General features: G+C 56.6%; 16 protein-coding genes. 12 read left to right on the forward strand and 4 right to left on the reverse strand.

Features of this window, described 5'->3' with window-relative positions; all coding sequences use genetic code 11:
• The first annotated feature begins 16 nt into the window (after positions 1 to 16).
• From ACR0AC_RS12960 to ACR0AC_RS12990, 7 genes are read left to right on the forward strand one after another with little or no spacing between them, the layout of a single operon-like run.
• Positions 17 to 1,783, forward strand: a complete 1,767-nt coding sequence (locus ACR0AC_RS12960) for a polysaccharide biosynthesis tyrosine autokinase (RefSeq protein ID WP_170453782.1) — start codon at positions 17 to 19, stop codon at positions 1,781 to 1,783.
• Complete coding sequence (locus ACR0AC_RS12965) at positions 1,734 to 3,164, forward strand: pectate lyase family protein (protein ID WP_480781189.1); 1,431 nt, start codon at positions 1,734 to 1,736, stop codon at positions 3,162 to 3,164. Before ACR0AC_RS12960 ends, ACR0AC_RS12965 begins: the two co-directional genes overlap by 50 nt.
• Entirely contained in the window at positions 3,161 to 4,504 is a 1,344-nt protein-coding gene (locus ACR0AC_RS12970; RefSeq protein WP_480873904.1) for a lipopolysaccharide biosynthesis protein, read from the forward strand. The genes ACR0AC_RS12965 and ACR0AC_RS12970 overlap by 4 nt, the downstream gene beginning before the upstream one ends.
• Complete coding sequence (locus tag ACR0AC_RS12975) at positions 4,494 to 5,825, forward strand: O-antigen ligase family protein (protein WP_170522837.1); 1,332 nt, start codon at positions 4,494 to 4,496, stop codon at positions 5,823 to 5,825. The genes ACR0AC_RS12970 and ACR0AC_RS12975 overlap by 11 nt, the downstream gene beginning before the upstream one ends.
• Positions 5,822 to 7,036 carry a polysaccharide biosynthesis/export family protein gene (locus ACR0AC_RS12980; protein ID WP_480873907.1) on the forward strand — a complete coding sequence of 405 codons (1,215 nt, stop codon included), beginning with the start codon at positions 5,822 to 5,824 and terminating at the stop codon, positions 7,034 to 7,036. The genes ACR0AC_RS12975 and ACR0AC_RS12980 overlap by 4 nt, the downstream gene beginning before the upstream one ends.
• A gap of 14 nt (positions 7,037 to 7,050) precedes the next feature.
• Complete coding sequence (locus ACR0AC_RS12985) at positions 7,051 to 8,241, forward strand: glycosyltransferase family 4 protein (RefSeq protein ID WP_170453777.1); 1,191 nt, start codon at positions 7,051 to 7,053, stop codon at positions 8,239 to 8,241.
• 7 nt (positions 8,242 to 8,248) lie between these two features.
• Positions 8,249 to 9,118 (forward strand): sulfotransferase family protein, encoded by an 870-nt coding sequence (locus ACR0AC_RS12990; RefSeq protein WP_480626704.1) that lies wholly within the window; start codon positions 8,249 to 8,251, stop codon positions 9,116 to 9,118.
• A gap of 6 nt (positions 9,119 to 9,124) precedes the next feature.
• Here the strand turns inward: ACR0AC_RS12990 and ACR0AC_RS12995 are convergent, their stop codons facing one another.
• Positions 9,125 to 10,381 carry a glycosyltransferase family 4 protein gene (locus tag ACR0AC_RS12995; RefSeq protein WP_480873911.1) on the reverse strand — a complete coding sequence of 419 codons (1,257 nt, stop codon included), beginning with the start codon at positions 10,379 to 10,381 and terminating at the stop codon, positions 9,125 to 9,127.
• A 476-nt stretch (positions 10,382 to 10,857) separates the two neighbouring features.
• On the opposite strand from ACR0AC_RS12995, the gene ACR0AC_RS13000 reads away from it, so the two are divergent.
• A complete protein-coding gene (locus ACR0AC_RS13000; protein WP_480873914.1) occupies positions 10,858 to 12,039 on the forward strand; it encodes a DegT/DnrJ/EryC1/StrS family aminotransferase in 1,182 nt (393 codons plus the stop codon).
• Here the strand turns inward: ACR0AC_RS13000 and ACR0AC_RS13005 are convergent.
• The 3 genes from ACR0AC_RS13005 to ACR0AC_RS13015 are packed head-to-tail and all read right to left on the reverse strand — an operon-like array spanning position 12,036 to position 14,259.
• A complete protein-coding gene (locus tag ACR0AC_RS13005) occupies positions 12,036 to 12,731 on the reverse strand; it encodes a PIG-L deacetylase family protein (RefSeq protein ID WP_480873916.1) in 696 nt (231 codons plus the stop codon). The genes ACR0AC_RS13000 and ACR0AC_RS13005 overlap by 4 nt on opposite strands.
• On the reverse strand, positions 12,728 to 13,642 hold the full coding sequence (locus ACR0AC_RS13010) for a methionyl-tRNA formyltransferase (protein WP_480873917.1): 915 nt from the start codon (positions 13,640 to 13,642) through the stop codon (positions 12,728 to 12,730). Before ACR0AC_RS13010 ends, ACR0AC_RS13005 begins: the two co-directional genes overlap by 4 nt.
• The gene (locus tag ACR0AC_RS13015; RefSeq protein WP_480708494.1) at positions 13,639 to 14,259 is read right to left on the reverse strand and encodes a sugar transferase; all 621 of its coding nucleotides are present in this window, start codon (positions 14,257 to 14,259) and stop codon (positions 13,639 to 13,641) included. The genes ACR0AC_RS13010 and ACR0AC_RS13015 overlap by 4 nt, the downstream gene beginning before the upstream one ends.
• A 901-nt stretch (positions 14,260 to 15,160) precedes the next feature.
• Here ACR0AC_RS13015 and ACR0AC_RS13020 point away from each other — a divergent pair.
• From ACR0AC_RS13020 to rfbF, 4 genes are all read left to right on the forward strand, one after another.
• A complete protein-coding gene (locus tag ACR0AC_RS13020) occupies positions 15,161 to 17,203 on the forward strand; it encodes a polysaccharide biosynthesis protein (RefSeq protein ID WP_480873920.1) in 2,043 nt (680 codons plus the stop codon).
• 128 nt (positions 17,204 to 17,331) lie between these two features.
• Entirely contained in the window at positions 17,332 to 17,712 is a 381-nt protein-coding gene (locus ACR0AC_RS13025; protein ID WP_480708496.1) for a GtrA family protein, read from the forward strand.
• The gene (locus tag ACR0AC_RS13030; RefSeq protein ID WP_480873923.1) at positions 17,709 to 19,346 is read left to right on the forward strand and encodes a hypothetical protein; all 1,638 of its coding nucleotides are present in this window, start codon (positions 17,709 to 17,711) and stop codon (positions 19,344 to 19,346) included. The genes ACR0AC_RS13025 and ACR0AC_RS13030 overlap by 4 nt, the downstream gene beginning before the upstream one ends.
• Positions 19,347 to 19,458: 112 nt before the next feature.
• The gene (rfbF, locus tag ACR0AC_RS13035; protein ID WP_170453768.1) at positions 19,459 to 20,268 is read left to right on the forward strand and encodes a glucose-1-phosphate cytidylyltransferase; all 810 of its coding nucleotides are present in this window, start codon (positions 19,459 to 19,461) and stop codon (positions 20,266 to 20,268) included.
• Position 20,269 lies beyond the last annotated feature (1 nt).

Genomic DNA, 20,269 nt, shown 5'->3' on the forward strand with positions numbered 1-20,269 from the left:
GCGAAGACATATGCCAATGATGCTGGCCATTGTTGCGGTGGTCGTCGGGATTACATTCCTGGCGGTTCGCCTGCTCGAGCCACGCTACCGCACAGTTTCAACCGTTGTCATGACGATGCTCGAGACCCGGGTCAGCGCGACCGAGGTTGAACTGGAAACCTTTGAACTGACCCGCGCGGTTATCGAAACCGAGATGGATATTCTGCGATCCCGCGAGTTTGCGGCAGATGTGGCAGAAGCAATGTCATTGTTCAATGATCCGACCTTTGTGCCATATGCAGACCCTGGAACGCCCGGCTCAACAGCAGATCGCAGAGAAAAGGTCATCGACAAAACGCTGGGGTCGTACAAGGTGGTTCGCCGGGGCGAAAGCCTGGCCATCGAGATTATCGCAACATCCAACGACCCGCTTCTGGCCGCCAAATTCTCGAACACCGTTGCCGAGACCTATATCCTGCGCTCAAAGCTGAAGCGGACCGAGTTGATTTCGGACTCCATCACCTTCCTGCGGACGCGGGTCAGTGAATTGGGCGAAGAACTCTCGCAATCCGAACTGCAACTGGCGGCGTTCATTCGGCAAAACAAACTGGATGATTTGACCCTGCCTGACAGGTTGCGTGCCGAGAACGACCGTCTGTCTTCGATCTATGATGCCGTCAAGGACGACGAGGCGCTGAAAGACGAATCCGACCGTGTGGCGAAGGAACTGGCCGAGATTCAGGTCGCCCTGCATGAACGCACACGCTCGGAACTGGCCTTGATGCGGATGGAACGGTCGATTGAACTGCTGCGCCTCAGGTATCAGAACTCAATCGAAAAGCTGAATGAGCTTGAGACACAGTTGGAGTTTGCCGGTCAAGGCGCGCGTCAGGTCTCATTCGCGCGCATTCCTGTTGAGCCGTATTGGCCAAACCCGCGTGTTGCGGTTGCGGTCAGCGGTGTTGCCGGTCTGGCCTTGGCCTTTATCGCAGCGCTGTTGCTGGAAGGCCTGAACTACCGTCTTTGGAGTGAACGCCAGACCGCCCGAATTTCCGGCCTTGCGAATTTTGGGTTCCTGCCAAGCATCAAGGAACGCACATTTTTCAGTCGCGAGAATACGTCGTCCTGGTTCCTCGAGGGCGACGCGACCCCGTCCTTCTTTCAGGCGCTGCGCGGGTTCCTGACGCTTTGGTTCAATCTGGTCACGGATGGCAAGATCGTCATGATTACATCCGGCCTTCCCGGCGAAGGTAAATCCACGGTCGCCGTTTCCATCGCTGCGGCCGCTGCAAAAGAGCAGATGAAAGTTCTGGTCCTTGATCTGGACAACCACAAAAGAGGCGCGACCAAGCTTGTTGGATCGGATGCCAAACCCGCAAGCGCCGCGGATGTTTTGGCAGACAAAGTTGTGCCTCAGCCGGTTGTCGTCAACGGCGAGACTGCGTTCCACCTTCTGTCGCTGCACATGCTGGACGATCAGTCTCCGGCCAATGCAAAAAGCACGCTCAAGCGCCTGAACACCAAGCTGCGCAAGCATTTCGATCTGGTGATCGTGGACACTCCGCCAACTCTGATCGTGCATGATGCGTGCCGGCTGGGCGACCTTGTCGACAAAACCCTGATCGTTGTGCGTTGGGGCAATACGAGCGAGGCCGTCCTGCGCGACACCGTGGACAAGCTGGAGCGTAACGGAATTGACGTCACGGGAACAATTATCAACGACGTGAACACCCGCAAGCACAGGAGATATGGTTATGGCGGTGGCGCCGACTATTATTCCTACAATAAGTCAGGCTACTACTAAGCTGATTGCGCGCGCGTCGACCGTCATTGCCCTGAGCGTTGCTTTGTTTTTGGCGCAAGATGTCGCGGCAGAGTCTGCCTTTCCGGGTGCCGTAGGCTATGGCGCTGGTGCTGTCGGCTGGAAGGGCGGCAGTGTTCTGACTGTGACTAACCTAAACGACAGTGGTCCGGGGTCGCTTCGGGAATGTGCCGAAGGCAACGGCCCCCCGCGCGTATGTGTCTTTGCGGTTAGCGGGACTATCGACCTGACGAACGCGATTTGGGTTGGACCAAACACCTATATCGCCGGACAGACTGCGCCCGGGGATGGCATACAGCTGCGGATTGTCGAAGGGAAAGTCGGCACGCTGATATTGAAGAACGTCAACGATGTCGTGGTGCGCTTTCTGAAGGCGCGTCCCGGGGTGACGGATGAACAGTCATCGGTTGTGGATGCGGTAACGGTAGAAAACGGTCAGCGCGTCTATCTTGGCAACCTGTCCCTGGCGTTCGCCTCGGACGAGACGGTCAACATTCACGTCTCGAACGCGACCGCGCAGGACATAACACTGGCGGACAGTATTGTTGCGCTTAGCCTGGATCGTTCGAACCATCCCAAAGGGCGCCATTCAAAAGGGGCGCTGATCTGCTCGGACGAAGGTCCCACGAATGCGTGCGGGCGGATTTCATTGATCCGAAATCTGTTTGCGCATCACCGCGACCGGCAGCCGGACATCAAGGCAACTGATATTGGCCCGGTCGAGGTCATCAACAACGTTTTCTACAATCCAATCAGCCAGTTTGGCGAGTTCTACGACCTGCTGGGCGACGCTTCTATCGCCTATATCGGGAACGTCGCCCTGACCGGCCCCGATACCATCCGCAAAACGCCCGAAGCCGTTCAGGTGTTCGAGTGGGAGGATGACTATGCCGTTGCTCTTTGGGCCGAGGGCAACATTGCAGACACGCCCGACGGCTGCCGCGCGCGCCGGTTCGAGGTTTTGGACGTGACCGCCATACAGCAACAGGTTCCTCCCGGAAGCTGGCCGTTGACGACAGATCCCCTCCCGGCCGCCGAAGCGCTTGAAACGGTGCTGAGCCGGTCAGGGGACCGGATCGAAGGGCACCGCGAACCGGACAGTTTGGATGCGGCTATTATCGGGGATGTTCAAAACTGCACCGGTCAGATCATCGACGAGGTCGAGCAAGTTGGCGGCTGGCCCGATATTACGTCTGACAATCCGGTCGCCGACAGCGATCTGGACGGTTTGCCCGATGCTTGGGAAGAAACCCGCGATGGGCTGGATCCCAACCGCATTGATGATCCGTGGGCTTTGGATCCGCAAACGGGGTTGAGCCATGTTGAAACATGGCTTGCCATCATGGCCGGAGACCTGTCTTGACTGCGCGCCTGTCATCCGGGCTTCGCGATGAGCCGTTGAAAAAGCGCCTTCTGCGCAATCTCAAGTGGATTTTCTCGGCACAGGTTGCGGTTGCTCTGCTTGGAATGGTCTATCTTGCCTTTGGCGCGCGCGCATTGGGTGCGGCGGGGCTGGGGCTGATTGCTGTTCTGGAGGCCTACAGCCGAATTATGGCCAGATTGCTGCATCTGGAGCCGTGGCAGGCCGTCATTCGACATGCCAGTACGGCGCTGGAAAACGATGAGGTGGATCGCTTCGGACGGTTGATCGGCCTGTCCGTGCTCGTGGACTTGGCTGGCGGAGTGCTAGCGGCCACCGTGGCATTTCTTCTCGCGCCCATTTTGGCACCATTGCTTGGACTGGAAGACACCTATTTCTGGCTGTTGCCGGTCGGGGCGGCAGCCTGTGTCCTGTCGCTGCGGGCGACAGGTATTTCACTGCTTCGCATCTATGACCGCTTTGACATTCTGGCCAAACTGGACAGTGCAACAGCGGCGTTTCGGGCGTTTCTGGCAATCATGGCCTGGGTATTGGACTTGGGTCTTGTGGGGTTTGCCGCGATTTTCGTTCTCATAAGTCTGCTGGACGGCACATTGGCCTATCTGGTGGGCCTGACCCAGATGCGAAAACGCGGACATCGGTTGCAGTTTGGCGGTATCCGGGAAACGCTGGCCGAGAATCCGGGATTCCTGCGGTTCATGTGGAACAGCAACCTCTCGGTCATTCTACGCCAAACCTCGCAACGGTTGGACGTCATTATTCTTGCCGCAATGGTTCCGGCAACTGCGGTTGGCTACTACCATATCGCGCGGCGCTGCGGAGATGCGGCACTGCGACTGGGTCGCCCGCTCAGCCAAACGATCTACCCGGAATTCACGCGGCTTTCGGCACGCGGACAAGTCGCGAAGCTGGGGAAAATCCTGCGCAACATAAGCGCCGGATTTGCGGTGGTGCTGGTGCTGGTGCTGACACCGGTCATCTGGCAGCTGGATAAGATCATTCTGGCGTTCTTCGGGCCGGAATTCGGCCCTGCAGTTCCTGTTGTTGCAATTCAGGCTGTGGCCGTTGGGTTCTATCTGTTTGGCTGCATCGTCAACCCCGCGCTGCTGAGCCTGGAACAGGACCGCGCGATGGTCAGGATCGGTGCCCTAATTACCGGGCTGTTTTTTGTCCTGATATACCCGATGGTCACAACTTTCGGGGTAGCCGGGGCTGCTGCGTCGCACTTGATTTGTAACGCCATTTGGTTGGTTTTGTGTAGTATCGTGTTGAAACGGGCTGTCAGTGCAGCCGTCAACAATGGGGTGCCTCGTGAAAGCTGACGCTTTGCACCAACCCGTCAAACCGGCTCAACACGGCGGTTTTCAGGTGCCGGATGTCTTCGGTTTCAGACGCGCCGGTTTGACAGGGCTGGAAGGGTTCTTTCTGTTTCTTGTGGTTGCTTTGGCACCCATCAATTACCTGCGCTTGCAAGCGGTCTATTTCACAGCCTCTGACGCCTGCGCGGTGATCGCCGTTATTGTTCTGGTGTCTCAGCAACGTCTGCCTCTCAACTACTTTGGCCGCGCCAGTGGCATGTGGTATCTGTCCTTTTTCCTTTTCGCCGGGGGGCTGACCATAAGCTCGTTGGTAAACGGCAATCCTGTCGAACTGGTGACTGTGGTATCGCAGTATTTCTTTTCGCTGATGCTGCTGCCCTTGTTGCTGGGGGCACGAAGCTACCCGCAGGTGATCGCATTGCTGCGGGTGCTGATCGTGTCCATCACCTTTGTGATGGTATTTGGTGCCTATATCGTTCACTTCGTCGAAGACGCCGGGCCCCGGCTGCTGTCTTACAACGGCAGGATGCGATCACTGATCGAGCGTGAAAACGAATGTGCCACACTGGCCGCGATTGCGATCATCCTTACGTTGGGCTTGTACTATCTGAAAGAAATCAAGGCCATCTGGTTGGTCATATGTCTGCCCGCGCTCTATTACGGGGTCATCCTGACCGGATCGAACAGCGGCCTGTTGATCAGCACGCTTGGCACCATCATCATCGTTTTCCTGTGCGGAACGCGGCGCAGCATTGTGATTACCCTGGTCGGGTTTCTGATCGCCCTGTTCTCGATGCTGGAATTCGGCCAATATTTCCTGCCCGAAGTGTTTCAGGACCGGGTCCTTGGCGCATTGGTTGATGGCGACATCAGCGAAGCCGGCACATTCGATGGCCGCTATTTCCTGATCCAAGAGGCATTGCACGTTGCGCAGGATACTCTGTTCCTGGGGCTGGGTGCCGAACAATACCGTACCGTCAGCGACCATGGCGCACCGGTTCACAGCATGTATCTTCTTGCGTTGACCGAGGGTGGGTTGATCTCGCTTCTCGGGCTTGTCGGCTTTATCCTGACAGGCATCTATCTTGCATGGCTGGCATTTGCATCCAACGGGTCCCGCAAAGTACCCGCGATCACACTGACCATCCTGATGGTCTACAGCGTCATGCTGAACATGTTTCCGGCCTTTTATCCCCGGTTCTGGAATGTTCCTTTGATCCTTGCACTGTCGCTGAGCGCATCGTGCATGGCCGAGTTCAGAACCGGTTTGGCCAATCACCAAAACAATACTGCAACACCGCGTACCGGGAGGATCACGCATTGAAATTCATAAGACTTATTTTGTGCTGCGCCCTGATGTCGATTGGCTACGCCCCGGCAGTTGCGCATGCTGAAAGCTATGAGCTTCTTGAACATGACCGCCTGTTGCTGCGCGCGATGCGCTGGGATCCTGTCGTGTCGTCATTTGTTCAATGGGACGGGGTCTCGGGCGAATACAAAATCGGCCCGGACGGAACCTTGATGGTGCCGCTTGCGGGACAGATTCAAGCCACCGGGAATACGCTGGAGTCCCTCTCCAAGCTGATCGAAACGCGTTTGCGGCGGCAGGTGGGTCTTGCTGAACCGCCACATGTCGCGATTGAAGTAATCGACCATCTGCCCGTTTATGTTCTGGGCGATGTCACGGCCCCCGGCGCCTATCCGTTCCGGCCCGGTCTGACGGCACAGCAGGCTTTGGCCCTGGCTGGTGGCCCCTTGCGACCGCCATTGCAGCTGGGGTCCGGGAATGATTTTCAGACTCTCAGCTTGGGCGGCGAAATCCGTTTGCTGACCACGCAAATCGCAGCTTTGGAAAACGAGCGCGAGCGTCTTACGACCGATCTCGATGCCCTGTCTTCCGAGGATCAGGATGGAACCGCCGAGATCGGCGGGCTGGAAGGTCAAATCCTTGCGGCCACCCTGACGGCCCGCAGCGGGCAGGGGGTCAGCCTTCGCGAATTGCAGGAGGTTCAGGAGCAGCAGATCAAAAGCCTGGAAGAACAACTGAAGCTGCGCGAAGAACAGATCGAGTTTACGCGGAAAGATCTGGAAAGTGTGAATGAACTGAAGGAACGGGGGCTGGCGGTCAACGCGCGGGTCACGGCGCTGAATATCTCGCTCAGCAACCTGATATCCGAGCGGCTCAATCTGGAGATTGCGTTGCTGAATGCCAAGCAACAGCTCAACCGCGCGCAACGGGACGAATTGGCTCTGGTAGATACGGCCAGATCACAGGCCCTGACCCGTCTTAATCAGGTTGAACAAGAATTGCTCACGTTGCGCACGCGGCTTGCGACGGCACAGACCCTACATAATGAGGTGGTCGCGGCGGGTCTTGCAACTGATGCCGAGCCGGTGGGCGAAACCGTTATTGAATACAGTGTAACCAGAGAATCCAAGCTGTTGTCCGACGCATTTGATGCTGTTGGCGCATTGCTTCCCGGCGACACATTGGTCGTTAGCCGGACCGTTATTTTATCACCAAACACTGAATAGTCAGGAATATTGTTATGCCAAATCCCATCCGGGTGTTTTTCCCCTATGTCGGCGGGGATCAGATCGGGGGCAGTCATATCTCATCGCTGAGCCTTGTGGCGGCCCTTGATCGCGCGCGGTTTGAGCCCATCATTGCCTTGCATCGCGAAGCCGGTGATCTGGGGGAATATATCTCGTCCCTTGGGCTGGATTATCAGTTGATCACCGAGCCCGGCATTATTGCACCGTCTTACAGCCGCTCGGACAGTGACGCCTCACTTCCGAAATATCTGACCCGCTCGGTGCCCCGCTTTGTTCGAATTCTGAAACAGCTTAACATCGACATCGTCACCACAAATGACGGGCGCATGCATGCCAACTGGGCGCTTCCGGCGCGTTTGGCGGGGACCCGGTTTGTCTGGTATCATCGTCAGGGGCCTGATGCCTCGGGCATCAACAAGATTGCGCCGATCTTTGCCAACAAGATCCTCTCGGTTTCCGAATTTGCCCGCCCCATAAAACCGATCCGGCCAATAGATGACCGGTTCGAAGTTGTGCGCAGCCCGTTCGATTTTTCCAGCGATCCGCCCGAACATTCGACCTGTCACGCAGCCTTGTGCACGGAATTGGGCCTGCCCGAGAATGCGGTCTTGCTGGGGTATTTTGGCCTGCTCAACACAAGAAAACGGCCAGATCACTTCGTCCGCGCAGTGGCAGAGATTTCTGCCGCCATTCCGGACCGCCCCGTGCACGGGGTGGTGTTTGGTCAGGAAGAGACAGCCGATATAGGTTTGGCAGACACATGCCGGGATTTGGCGCGCACGTTGGGCATTACCGAACAAATCCACCTGATGGGTCACAGGTCGCCCATTGCTGAGGCCATGGCAGGTGTCGACGCGCTGTTGGTCACGGCACTGGACGAACCCTTTGGCCGCACATTGATCGAAGCCATGCATCTGGGAACACCAGTTGTGGCGACCAACCATGGCGGCAATCCCGAGGCGATCGAAAACGGTCGCAGCGGGTTTTTGGTGGATCCCTATGACCCGTCCGCATTTGTTGACCCCGTACGACAGCTTCTGGAGTCGCCGGACCTGAAAAAGTCAGTGACGGCGGCGGCACGAGATAACGTGCACCAAAGCATGAGCCGCGATGTGCATGTCGCTCGGGTCAGTTCAATTTATGAAAGCATTGTGAAGCGAAGGGGCCTGATTAATGCCGCTTGAAAGACAAATGGATTTTCTGATCATCGGTGCCGCAAAATGCGCGACGACCTGGTTGCAGATGTCGCTGATGGAGACGCAGGAAATTTTCATGCCGGATCCGGAACTGCACTATTTTTCTCGTGAATATGAACGCGGGCCTGACTGGTACAGCAGCTATTTTGAGGCCGCTGGCGGAGCTCAGCTGGTTGGTGAGAAATCGAACTCTTATATGACGGCACCCAAGGCGGCCGAGCGGATCAAACGCGATTGTCCGGGTGTGCGGCTGATCGTTCAGATGCGCGATCCTGTGCAACGTGCCTATTCGGACTATTGCATGCTGTTTCGCCGGGGTGAGGTGAATGACGACATCTACGCTCATCTGGACCCGGACCGCGCCGCCGATCAACGGTTTTTGAATGACGGGCTATATGCCTTCCACCTGCGGCGCTTTTACGATCTGTTTCCGGCAGATCACGTTTTGCTGCTGGCTTACGAAGACGTCCGGACCGCTGCGCAAGAGCAGTTGGCCAAGGTCAGCGGCCATATCGGATTTGCGGGCACGCTGAACCCTCCGCTGCAGACGCGCGTGAAGGACAAGGAAATCCCGTTGGTTCCGCGCGGGTTGCGCCGGGTGCTTGGCCCAATAAGGCCGTTGCTGGATCCTGTCCGAAATACCTGGCCGGTGCAAGCCGTGCGCAATGCTGTGGCGCGGAAAGTGGAATACCCCCCATTGCCGGCCGATCTGTCCCGGAAAATGGCAGAGTTTTTTGCCAAAGACGCGGATGAGCTGAATGGATATATGCCGGGAATATCGCGGCAATGGACCAGCCTGCAGGAGTTTGTGAAAAGCGACGAGCCAGCGGTTCGCTCCGGTTCCCCTGACCCTTCGGTTGCTTAACAGGCTCTACGCCTCGTTTGCTGCCATTTGGATCGACAGTCCTGATGGCGGCAAACTTTCGTGTTCGCTCATCAGCCCCATTTTTTGCAACAGGATCGTGTTGACCCGCGCGACATCGAACTCATTTTCCGCCCGATGACGCGCCTCACGACCCATAGTCGCAATCAGGCTCTGGTCTTCGACAAAGCGCTGCATCGCGTCAGCAAGTTTCTGAGAGTTCCGCATCGGAACAATGAAGCCCGTTTGCCCGTCAGACACCGCATCTTCGCAACCCGGCGCATCGGTAGTTATGACCGCGCGCCCGGTTGACATCGCCTCGAGGATCGAACGCGGAATGCCTTCGCGATACGCCGTCGGCAGCACAAAAACCGAGCAATCCCGCAGATAGGGGCGTACGTCATCCGTTTCCCCCAGATATTCGATATCGCCGTCCTTTTGCCATTGGGACAATTGCTCGGCACTGACCGAATTGGGGTTGTCGTCCAGCGGACCCAAAAGCTGACACCGCGCATTCGGGTATTTCTGCCGCAGCATTCGGGCGGCCTCGACATATTCGAACACGCCTTTGTACCGCAGCAGGCGCGCAACCATTAGAAAGACGGGCGGGCCGCTGGGTGGTTCAGAATGCTGGTAATGTTCCAGATTGACGCCCGAGCCGGGAATCTGAAGCATGGGCACGTCAGCCGCGATCAGGCGTCGGGATCGAAACTCTGCCGCGTCGACAGAGTTGTAGACAAAAACCTCATCCACGTCTTTCAGTGAAATGCGGTACAGGGCGACGGACAGTTTGCGCAACAGATTTCGGAAGAACGATTGATCGTCTTCCGAGAACACATATCCAAGCCCGGTACACATCGCATAGTTTTGCGGCACACCGGTCAGCCGCGCGGCAAGCCCGCTAAAGATCATCGGTTTCATGGTGTACGAGACCACCATGTCCGGCCGTTCGTCCCGGCAGATCCGGATCAGGGACCGAAGCGACGACAGATCCTGAAACGGGTTCAACCCGGCTCGCGACAAAGGAAATTGTCGGAACTCAATTCCCAAATCGGCCAAGGTAGCTTCGGTCTTGGGGTGCCGTTCCGGGCCGCAGGCAATAACATCTGCGCGTTGGGACAGTTCCTTGAGAATGTCATAGCGGAAGTTGGTCAGCGACGTCGTCAGGCTGCCGACGAACACGATTTTGGGTTTTCTTGTATGTGAATGCGGGCCCGCTGACGGATCACAACCCGAACCGGGCGAGAGGTTAGAAAAGTCACTCATCAACAAATGTTCACACTAAGATCTGACGTTAATTTAATGCTGGTTTAGGCTGTCTTTCATGTCAAGCGAACCAAGTATAGGGCCGAGTTCACAGTTAGGCGAACATCGCGAAAAAAGGCAGAGCACGAACAGATCGCAGCCCGCGTCAAGCTTTTGGATCGCGTCGATTTCTTGTTCAAAAACAGAGCGATGGGAATATGACCAGAGCAGGCGAAAATCAGCTGAACTTGGATCAGTATCGATTTGACGGTTCACGCGATTGTTAAGTCTTCGGAGACAGCGCCGCGCCTTCTTCGGATTGTTGAAACGGTGCCGCCCGATTTGCGAACATTGTCCTGCTATTCCCACTTGGATGATTTAAGACTTGGCGTTTATGCTGCACGCAGGCAATTCTATTAGCCGTTGTGTAACGTATAGCGTTTGAAGTTGGGAAAGCCTTCGGTCGTCCCGGGTCTTTCAGTTTCATAGGAAGAGTAATGAGTCAGATTTGGCCAGTTTTTGATGAAGAACAGATCTCCGCGGTTGAACGGGTTCTGCGGTCCGGGCGCGTCAATGCGTGGACGGGACCGGATGTAAACGCCTTCGAGCAAGAGTATCGCGCCTACACCGGTTCAGCCCATGCGATTGCCATGGCGAATGGCACCGTGACGTTGGACGCAGCCTTGCAGGTGCTTGACTTGCAGCCGGGCGACGAAGTCATTGTGACACCCCGCAGCTTTATCGCCTCGGTCAGCACCGTGCTGATGGCCGGGGCCACACCGGTTTTTGCGGATGTGGACCGCGACACTCAGAACCTCTCGCGCGAGACGATTGCAGCGGTGCTGACGGAAAAGACACGCGGCATCATATTGGTCCACCTTGCTGGTTGGCCTGCGGATATGCCCGAAATCATGGCGCTTGCGAAAGCCCACAACCTGTGGGTCATCGAGGATTGCGCGCAGGCGCATGGCGCGATGATCGGGGACCGTCACGTCGGAACATTCGGCACGTTTGGGTCTTTTTCCTTCTGTCAGGACAAGATCATTTCGACCGGGGGCGAAGGCGGTCTGCTGGTCACGGATGACGATGATCTGTGGTCCCGCGCCTGGAGCTATAAGGACCACGGCAAAAGCTATGATCAGGTCCATCGCAAGGACCATCCCCCCGGCTTCCGTTGGCTGCACAGTGCCGAACCGGGGACAAATTTGCGGATGACCGGAATGTCGGCGGCAATAGGTCGGGTGCAGTTGAAAAGGTTGGACGGCTGGCGCCAGCACAGGACGGAAAACGCAACGATTCTGGCAAACGCTTTGATGGCCTGTCCGGCGTTTCGTGTGCCGATGCCCCCGGAGGACCTGACGCATGCCTACTATCGGTTTTACGCGTTTGTCGAACCTCAGGCCCTGAGCGCCAGCTGGAGCCGCGACAGAATAATCGCAGAAGTGTCAGAGGCCGGGTTCCCCATATTCAGCGGAAGCTGTTCAGAGATTTACCGGGAAGGCGTTTTCGAAAGATACAACTTGACGCCTGACAAACCGCTACCGGTGGCGCAGGAACTGGGACAGACCAGTCTGGCGTTTCTGGTGGACCCGACCTGGTCGGCGGATCGAACCCACCAATTGGCGGAAACCGTGGTGAAAGTCGGCAATGCGGCGTTACGGCAAAGCGTGAACGCTTAGGTCACGGACCGAACCAGAACAAACCCCTCGGCGGCGTGGCGATGTACGGTCGCGCCGCGCAAGGTCGCCAATGCTCTCAAACTGGCCACGGAACGCTCATGCGGCGGCTCTTTGACCTGACTGGCAAAGCACTGGAATGCATCAAGCTTGCGCTCCAGCGTGTCCGATATGTCTACAAAAACGTTGGGAACAAAGGGTGGTGTCAGGTAGGGCGCGTTCCAGTTGGTTTCGGATAGCGTCTCATATGCTGCAATGGTCGCCGGATACGCCGACTGATACGGGCGGCTTGCAACCAGGGTCGACAGGAATGTCAGTTGGTGGTCCAAGTGAATGTCACCCGGATGCGGAGCCAGAACAAGTGAGGGGTCGAGATTGCGAATGAGCTCTCCCAGCCCCGCATTCAATGCACCATGCGGATGCTCGGCCAGTTCTGCTGCGGGGAAGTCCATCCAGTGGGTCTGGGTCACGCCCAGCACATTATGGGCGGCGCGCGCCTCGGCCCGCACGCCTGCTATTTGGTCTTCGCTAAAGCGGGGGGGTTGGCCCTTGGTGACGATGGCAACATGAACGGCGCGGCCTTCATCGGCCAGCCGGGCAATGGTACCGCCCGCGCCCAGCACCTCGTCATCGGGGTGAGGGGCGACGACCAGAACGGGCCCTTGGTCTGCGGTTGAAAATCCGGGGAAACTCATACTTTAAATCCAAGTTTTGAATGAAGGGCAGGGGGTGTCTCGGCGCCCGACCAGCCGGTTATGTCAAGACATTGACCATCGCCGCAATAGACGGTGAACACATGCCCATCGACAGCCTGAACCTGCCCGGGCAGGCCGATATAATACCCTTTACGGGGTGAAATGCGGGCTTCGGTAATGACCAGTTCAGTATCGTCCGAGCCATGCGTGAACGCCCCCGGGTAGGGGGGACCAACGGCCCGAATCAAACGATGGATTTCTGCGGCGGGTTGGGTCCAGTCGATCCGGCCATCTTCCGGACGACGACGGGCGCAGATACTGATCCCTGTCTCGGGCTGAGGGGCTGCCGGAACATCCCCTTCCTCTATTTGAGCCAACAGCTTTGGCAGCAACTCTGTCAGGGCTTGCAGGGCGCGGTCATAAAGCTCGCGCGCGGTAACCGTGTCCGGGTCCACGGCATACCGGGCCTGGGCAGCAATCGGGCCGTCATCGGCCCCTTCACCCAACCAGAACAGCGAGGCACCAACATCGCGTTCCCCCAGCAAGACAGTCCACGGAATGACACCCCGGCCCCGCAAACGCGGCAGGGCGGAGGGGTGAAAGCCCACGCACCCGATCTTGGCCAGAGCGCGAAATTCGGGGCCACAGAGCTGCGACCAGCCGATCACCAGAATCAAATCGGGGTTCACCGCGCGGATTGCATTCAGGGTTCCGGCAGAATCGCTTTTGGCGGTGTAATGAACCGGAATGTCATAGCGCTCGGCCACCGGGGTCAGGTCCGCGAAATCGGAATGCCGATGCGCCAGTTCGCGCGGCAGTGTCACCACCATTTCCGGCACAAAGCCGGTTGCGCAAATTGCTGACAAGGCGACGTGGGATCCTTCGACCGCACCAACAAAAACAGTTTTCATGCGGTCGTCTCCTTCAATTCAAAGGACGTACTGGCGTTGACCCAGGATTCGGCAGCCTGAATTCGGTCAGGGCGGCGATGTTCGCCCCGGATCGCCACACGGATTGTTTCGGCCATGATCTGAAGGTCCAACGCAAAAGATCGGTGGGCGACATACCACAAATCAAGCTGCAGTTTTTCCTGATTGGACAGTGTTGTATTGCCGCTTACCTGCGCCCATCCGGTCAGCCCCGGTCTTTGGGTGCACCGCATCTGCCCGGCTTCGCCAAAGGCTTGGATCGTTTCCGGCAGCAACGGGCGCGGGCCCACAAGGGCCATATCGCCGCGCAGGATCATCAACAGCTGCGGCGCCTCATCCAGCCGCAAGCGCCGCAACATGGCCGTCGCACGGGTTTGCCGCTCGCTGTCGGGCAGCAGATTACCTGCCGAGTCGCGCTCGTCTGTCATTGTCCTGAGTTTGTGGATGCTAAAAACCCCGCCCGACTTACCGGCGCGTGTTTGCTTGAAAAACAAGGGAAAGCCCAGATTCATCATAACGATCAGGCAGGCAATGACGAAGAACGGTGCAGCCAGCAAAGCAGCCAGAATGCAAACGAAGACTTCGAAAACTCTATTCACGACCAAGCTCACTGTTTCACTACGGCGGAACGCCTAAATAACTAGCACACGGATCAATTTAATTTAAACGTCGACCTTCACAGCGGTTTCGTCCAACAAAGTGACTCGAACTGCGTGTTACCTTGTCCGCAAAGTGGAAGGCCTTGCAAGGTTCTCGTGAATTCAAGGCGTGGAAATTTTCAGTCTGACCAGCGAAGCGTGAAAGACACTGAGTTCGCCCGAGGACATTACATCTTTCGCGAGAGACAATTAAGATATTGAAACGATATAATAAAATCACGGCCGCCGCAGCGAGAGAGTCCCGTAAACCTTTGGCTGCCGAGTCGCCCAGTGGCCTAATAAAGTGACACATGGCACCCCTGTTTCCGGAAAGGAAACGGACCCGGCCAAGCATCAAAACTGTTCTCGGCTTTTTTGAGCAAATCATATTCAAAAAACGCTCTTTGAATGACCAAAAATCAGACATAAAAATGTTCTTTACCAGTGTTTTACATCAAATTTTCGGGGTCAGACCCCCTCACGGGTCCTTGTGTGAAAAAAATACTTTTTGTTCCGCCTTGCCCTGTGGTAACGTCAGGGCATAGTTAGAACCAGAGATGGTTGTTTGTAAGCCGATTGTCGGCAGCTGCGAGTGAGATGGTTAATCAAGCCTGGGCGAGGTTTTTAGGGCGCACAGGTGGAGGGGGTAAGACAGTACGATTCATAAAATCGACCAGCTGGCGTTTAGTCGGTTGTTTTTTTTGAGTTCTATGTCTGCGGTGCGAAAATTGCGCCGATACCAATATCCGTCAAACCAGCAGTAAGAGGTGTGTAGCAGCGCGGGAGCGTTCGTATGAGTGACTTCGATTATGTTTCTTCCGGGGCTGGGTCTCAGGGAAATAAATTTAAGGAAAGTGGGGGATTGCTGTCGGGGTTCCAGTCTTGGCAGTCTCAAATCTTCAACGAGCTAAGAGCAAATCACCGGCTTGTCATCGGTGACCTTGTCGCGTCCGCATTTGCGGTGATTGTCGCGCTGAACCTGGCCGGTGGCGGGTCCATCGCTGAAAATCTGGTTCCGGCAACCGGACCGTTGGCCATTCTGTCATGTATTATTGGCTTGGTGGTTTTCCCCTTGGCCGGTGTCTACCGTCGTCATGCGCGCTCGACCTCGCTTCGGGATATTGTGTTGATCATGCTTGGCGCGGGGCTGGCAGCGTGCTGTCTTGCGGCGATCGGGTCGATCCTGACCGTCACGGCAAGCGTTCCGTTTGCGGTTTACGTCATTCAGTTTGGTGTCATGATCCTGTGCTTCAGCGCATTGCGGGTTGTCGCGCGCAGCCGCGAGCTGACACGGCAAAACGCCAGCCTGATGGCCCATTGCCAGGCGCAGACGAAAGTGCCGGTTCTTTTGGTCGGAACGGGCGCTGCGTGCGACTTGTTTGTTCGGTCCCTGCGCAACACCGACTCCAAATTCCAGCCGGTTGGCATTATCGATGACGCCCGCAACACACAGGGCCTGTATTTCCACGATGTGCAGATCATTGGCACCTTGCTGGACTCTGAGAAAGTCATCGAGAAACTCGAAACCTGGAACAATCTGCCCCGGCGCCTGTTTCTGACCGAGCCCGTGACGCATTTCGAAAGCGACGGCATTCGTCGGATCACACGTTGGTGCGAAGCCAACGGGATTTCCGTTTCGCGCGTTCCCGGTCTGGAAGATCACGACACCGGAAAGGGTCAGGATGTTGACCCCGAAGAAATCCTGGATCGTCCGCAAAAAGAAGTCGAACGGTCGATGCTGCGCGAGATGTTCAAGGGTCGCCGCGTTCTGGTGACGGGCGCGGGCGGATCGATTGGCAGCGAACTCAGCCGTCAGATCGCTTCGTTTGATCCGGCAGAGCTGGTCATGATCGATAACTGCGAATTCAACGCCTACTCGATCGACATGGATCTGTCGCAGAACTTCGCCGACGTTCCGCGCCGGATGTATGTCGCCAGCATTCGCGACAAAACCCGTGTGAACGCAATCTTCGAACGGCACCGCCCGGAACTGGTGTTCAACGCCGCGGCGCTGAAACATGTGCCGATGGTCGAGTTGAACCCCTGCGAAGGTGTTCTGACGAATGTGATCGGCACGCGCAATGTGGCCGACGCAGCCCGCAATGTTGGCGCAATTGCCATGGTTCAGGTCTCGACCGACAAGGCGGTCAACACGACCAATGTCATGGGTGCGACGAAACGGGTGGCTGAATTCTATGTTCAGGCGCAGGACAGAATTACCAATGAGACGGAAGAACAATCCCGGTTCTTCTCGGTCCGCTTTGGCAACGTTCTGGGGTCGTCCGGCTCGCTCATCCCGCTGTTCCAGCGGCAAATCTCGAACGGTGGACCGCTGACGGTCACGGACAAGCGCATGGAGAGATACTTCATGACCATCCGCGAAGCCGTGCAGTTGACTCTGGTCGCGGCTGCCAGTGGCCTGAAACAAGACACAAGCCATGGCGAGATCTTTGTTCTGGATATGGGTCGCCCGGTGAAAATCGTCGATCTGGCCGAGCGGATGATCCGTTTGGCAGGCCTGAAGCCGTATGAGGACATCGACATCAAGTTCATCGGTGCCCGTCCGGGTGAAAAACTGTTCGAAGAACTGTTTGACGCGTCCGAACAGCGCCATGACAGCGGTATTCCGGGTGTCGGCTCCGCACGCCCGGAAGGTGTTCCGGCTGCGAGACTGCGGGCCATGATCCGCAAGCTGGAAGCGGCGGCAATCGAATGTGACGAGCTGACCGCCAAACGGCTTCTGAAAGAGCTTGTGCCGGGTTATGGCGTGAACGGGCTGCGCCCGATTGACGTCTCGGACCTGAAAAACAAGCCGGCCCGTGTATCTGTTGCACCTGCTGTCGCTGGTCTGAAAGGGAAGGCTCCTCTGCCTCAAACTGGGGAATTTGCTACTACGGGCAGCTGATTGGCTGCCCGGTTTTTTGTTCTCGTCATAGTTTTGACGAATATTGGTTAAATGGTTTGAATACGTTGTTTAGTGATCGTAGCAAAACTGCAGGATCCTATCTGAGTCCAGTGGAGTCACCGCCGGAAATGCGATCCAGGCTCATACGGTTCTTGGGAAGCGGTGTGGTAAACACAGCGTTCGGGTACCTTGTGTTCGCCGCGCTGGTTGTTCTGAACGTCCCGGCCCAGCTTGCGCTATTGCTGCAGTTCACCCTGTGCGTCTTGTGGAATTTCCGCATTCACCAACGCTATGTCTTTGGTGTGCAGGGATATGGACGTCTTCCCTATTATGCCTCTTCTTATGTTCTGATATACTTTGTGAACGCAGTGCTGCTGCACTGGCTGATGCAAGCGGGACTTGACGCCTATCTGGCTCAGGCAATCGCGTTGGGTCCGATTGTGGTGATGTCCTACCTCTTGATCTCATGGGCGCTGCAGGTCCGAGCCTTCGGAGAAGACCCGTCATGAGCGATCTTCAATACGAGACCTCAGGTGCAAGGGTTGCCCCTTCAAGGCTGAACGTTTGGCGCCTGCTGCTGAACCTGGTGACGATCTCGGGCTTGGTGTTTCTGCTGGTCTCAGTATTTGGTCGTTTGATGAGCTACGGGCTACGTAGGGACGAGCTGATGTTTGTTCCCCCAAGCAGCCTGATGCAGGATCAAAGCCTGTATTCCGATTTTTTCTACAACCATGTGCCGTACTCAGCCTGGTATTTTCTTGGGTTCAACACCCTGTTCGAAGGGTTTGGCCTTTTGGGTTCGGCTCGGTTCGGGGTGTTTGCCGCGTGGCTGTTGCTGTTGATCGGCACGGGATGGCTGACCTACCGTTTGACCAGATCAGGATTTCTGGCGACGTTTTTACTGGTTGCTCTGCTCACAAGTGAATCGTTCCTGACCGAGGCCGGGATGGCCGCAACCAACAACCTTCTGCCATTGCCCTTTGCGGTCTTGGGTATTGGGCTTTTTGTCTGCGAGACGCTGGAAACCGAACTCAGACCCTGGCGCTTGGTGTTGGCTGGTGTCCTGTTGTCGATTGCCGCAGGCATGAAGGTCAGTGCGGTGATGTTCATTCCGCCGATCGCAATCGCCGCGTTCTTCCTACCCGCAGGATTCACGTTCAGCGAACGTCTGAAACGCGTTGTTCTGCCGTTGTTGGTTGGCGGATTGCTGGGGGCTGTGCCGTTGTTTTGGTACCTGCTGTCCGATCCTCAACTGTTCATCGCGCATGTCCTGCAGTTTCACACAGGCCCCCATATCGCGTATTGGGAGGCCAACGCCGCGTCCGAGCCGGAATTGGCGCTTGGGTTGTCAAGCAAGCTTCAACTTGCCTATTCCGCATGGCTTTCGGGGTCATCCCTTGTCCTGACTTTGGTGCTGCTAACTTTGGTATTGATGGTGGCAAGCCTGAGGGTGTCCTCGGGGGCGCTGGCAAATTCCGGGATTGGACAGGCCATTGTTGTTCTGGCCATCATGTGCCTTACGGCGGTGTTTGCATTTGTACCGACGCCGGGCTTTCCGCAATATTATGTCCAGCCGATCGTGTGCATTCCGATCCTGTTGGCGCTGATTTACCGCCTTTTGCCCGCCGCCAGCCGTCAGCAAGTCGTTCCAATGATCGGGGCGGGCATCCTTGTGGTGCTGGTGCTGGGATTGCCGCGTCTTGGGTTGGGGATGCTCGCGGCCACAAACCCAAGCAAATTTACACCCCAGAAATTCGTCGAAGGCGGAGCCGCCCTGCAACAAGCCATCGCGCAAAGCGGTCAACCCGAAGGGCCTGTGGCAACATTGGTGCCGCTATACCCGCTGGAAGCGGATCTGCCTGTCTATCCTGAATTCGCGACCGGTCCATTTGCGTATCGTATCGCGCAATTTACGCCAACCGAGTTGGCGCAGCACTACCAGATTGTTGGTGACGACCAGATTGAAGATTTGTTTAACGAAACCCCGCCTGCCGCTTTCGTATTAGGATACGATTCAACGCTGGAAGCATCATTGTTGCAGTACGCGTTGACGAATGGGTACCAAAAGGCCGAAATCGCGGGTCTTGATAATCGCTACGGCCAAGGTGTGGTATACTTGAAGCCGAAGGAGGCGGGTCAATGAGCGTGAAAGGCTCGATTCGTTTCCCACGAAGTGACGATGTAACCGACGCGTCGGGCATCCTTCTGGGTGGTTCTCGATTTTTTAAGTTGATTTTAACAAGGAAGGAAAAACGATGAAAACGGTGCTTCTGGCTGGTGGACTGGGCTCACGTCTGGCCGAAGAGACGGTTTCGATCCCGAAACCCATGGTCGAGGTAGGCGGTCGTCCTATCATCGCGCGGGTCATGGATATTTACAGTCATTTCGGCCACAAGGATTTTGTGGTTGCAGCGGGCTACAAAGCGTTGCTGCTGAAACAGTTTTTCGCAAATTACCATCTTATTGCAAACAACATCTCGGTCGCTCTGGATACCGGAGAGCTCAAGCTTGTGCCCTCGGCCCCCGGCGGCTGGAACGTGTCGGTTGTCGACACGGGTGCGCACACGATGACAAGCGGTCGAATTCGCCGACTAAAAGAATGGCTGGATCCGAATGAGCCGTTCATGTGCACCTATTCCGACGGGCTGGGCAATATCGACATCAACGCGCTGATCGATTTCCACAAAAGCCACGGGAAACTGGCGACTGTGACGGCCGTTCAACCTCCGGCGCGTTTTGGGAACATCGAAATCAAAGGCGACCGGGTCGAGGCGTTCACCGAAAAGGTGCGCAAGCGCGATACCTGGATCAATGGCGGCTACTTTGTCTTCGAACCCGGCGTTCTGGACTACATGGTCGACGACAATGAACCGCTGGAAATGACGCCGCTGACCCAGATGGCCCGCGACGGAGAGTTGATGGCCTTCCGCCATGACGGGTTCTGGCATCCAATGGACACCATTCGCGACCGGAACACGCTGAACGCCTTGTGCGACGATGAACTGCCGCCCTGGATGAACTTCAGCGACGAGGGCGACGAAAGCTATCCTGCACTGGCGATTTGAG

The sequence above is a fragment of the Ruegeria sp. H7 genome (assembly GCF_056532945.1).

Excerpts from the sequence above, each read along its gene's own strand:
- ACR0AC_RS13025 (WP_480708496.1), top strand. The coding sequence starts at position 17,332 with ATGCGATCCAGGCTCATACGGTTCTTGGGAAGCGGTGTGGTAAACACA.
- ACR0AC_RS12990 (WP_480626704.1), top strand. The coding sequence starts at position 8,249 with ATGGATTTTCTGATCATCGGTGCCGCAAAATGCGCGACGACCTGGTTG.
- rfbF (WP_170453768.1), top strand. The coding sequence starts at position 19,459 with ATGAAAACGGTGCTTCTGGCTGGTGGACTGGGCTCACGTCTGGCCGAA.
- ACR0AC_RS12995 (WP_480873911.1), bottom strand. The coding sequence starts at position 10,381 with ATGAGTGACTTTTCTAACCTCTCGCCCGGTTCGGGTTGTGATCCGTCA.
- ACR0AC_RS13030 (WP_480873923.1), top strand. The coding sequence starts at position 17,709 with ATGAGCGATCTTCAATACGAGACCTCAGGTGCAAGGGTTGCCCCTTCA.
- ACR0AC_RS13000 (WP_480873914.1), top strand. The coding sequence starts at position 10,858 with ATGAGTCAGATTTGGCCAGTTTTTGATGAAGAACAGATCTCCGCGGTT.
- ACR0AC_RS12985 (WP_170453777.1), top strand. The coding sequence starts at position 7,051 with ATGCCAAATCCCATCCGGGTGTTTTTCCCCTATGTCGGCGGGGATCAG.
- ACR0AC_RS13005 (WP_480873916.1), bottom strand. The coding sequence starts at position 12,731 with ATGAGTTTCCCCGGATTTTCAACCGCAGACCAAGGGCCCGTTCTGGTC.
- ACR0AC_RS12960 (WP_170453782.1), top strand. The coding sequence starts at position 17 with ATGATGCTGGCCATTGTTGCGGTGGTCGTCGGGATTACATTCCTGGCG.
- ACR0AC_RS12965 (WP_480781189.1), top strand. The coding sequence starts at position 1,734 with ATGGCGGTGGCGCCGACTATTATTCCTACAATAAGTCAGGCTACTACT.
- ACR0AC_RS13010 (WP_480873917.1), bottom strand. The coding sequence starts at position 13,642 with ATGAAAACTGTTTTTGTTGGTGCGGTCGAAGGATCCCACGTCGCCTTG.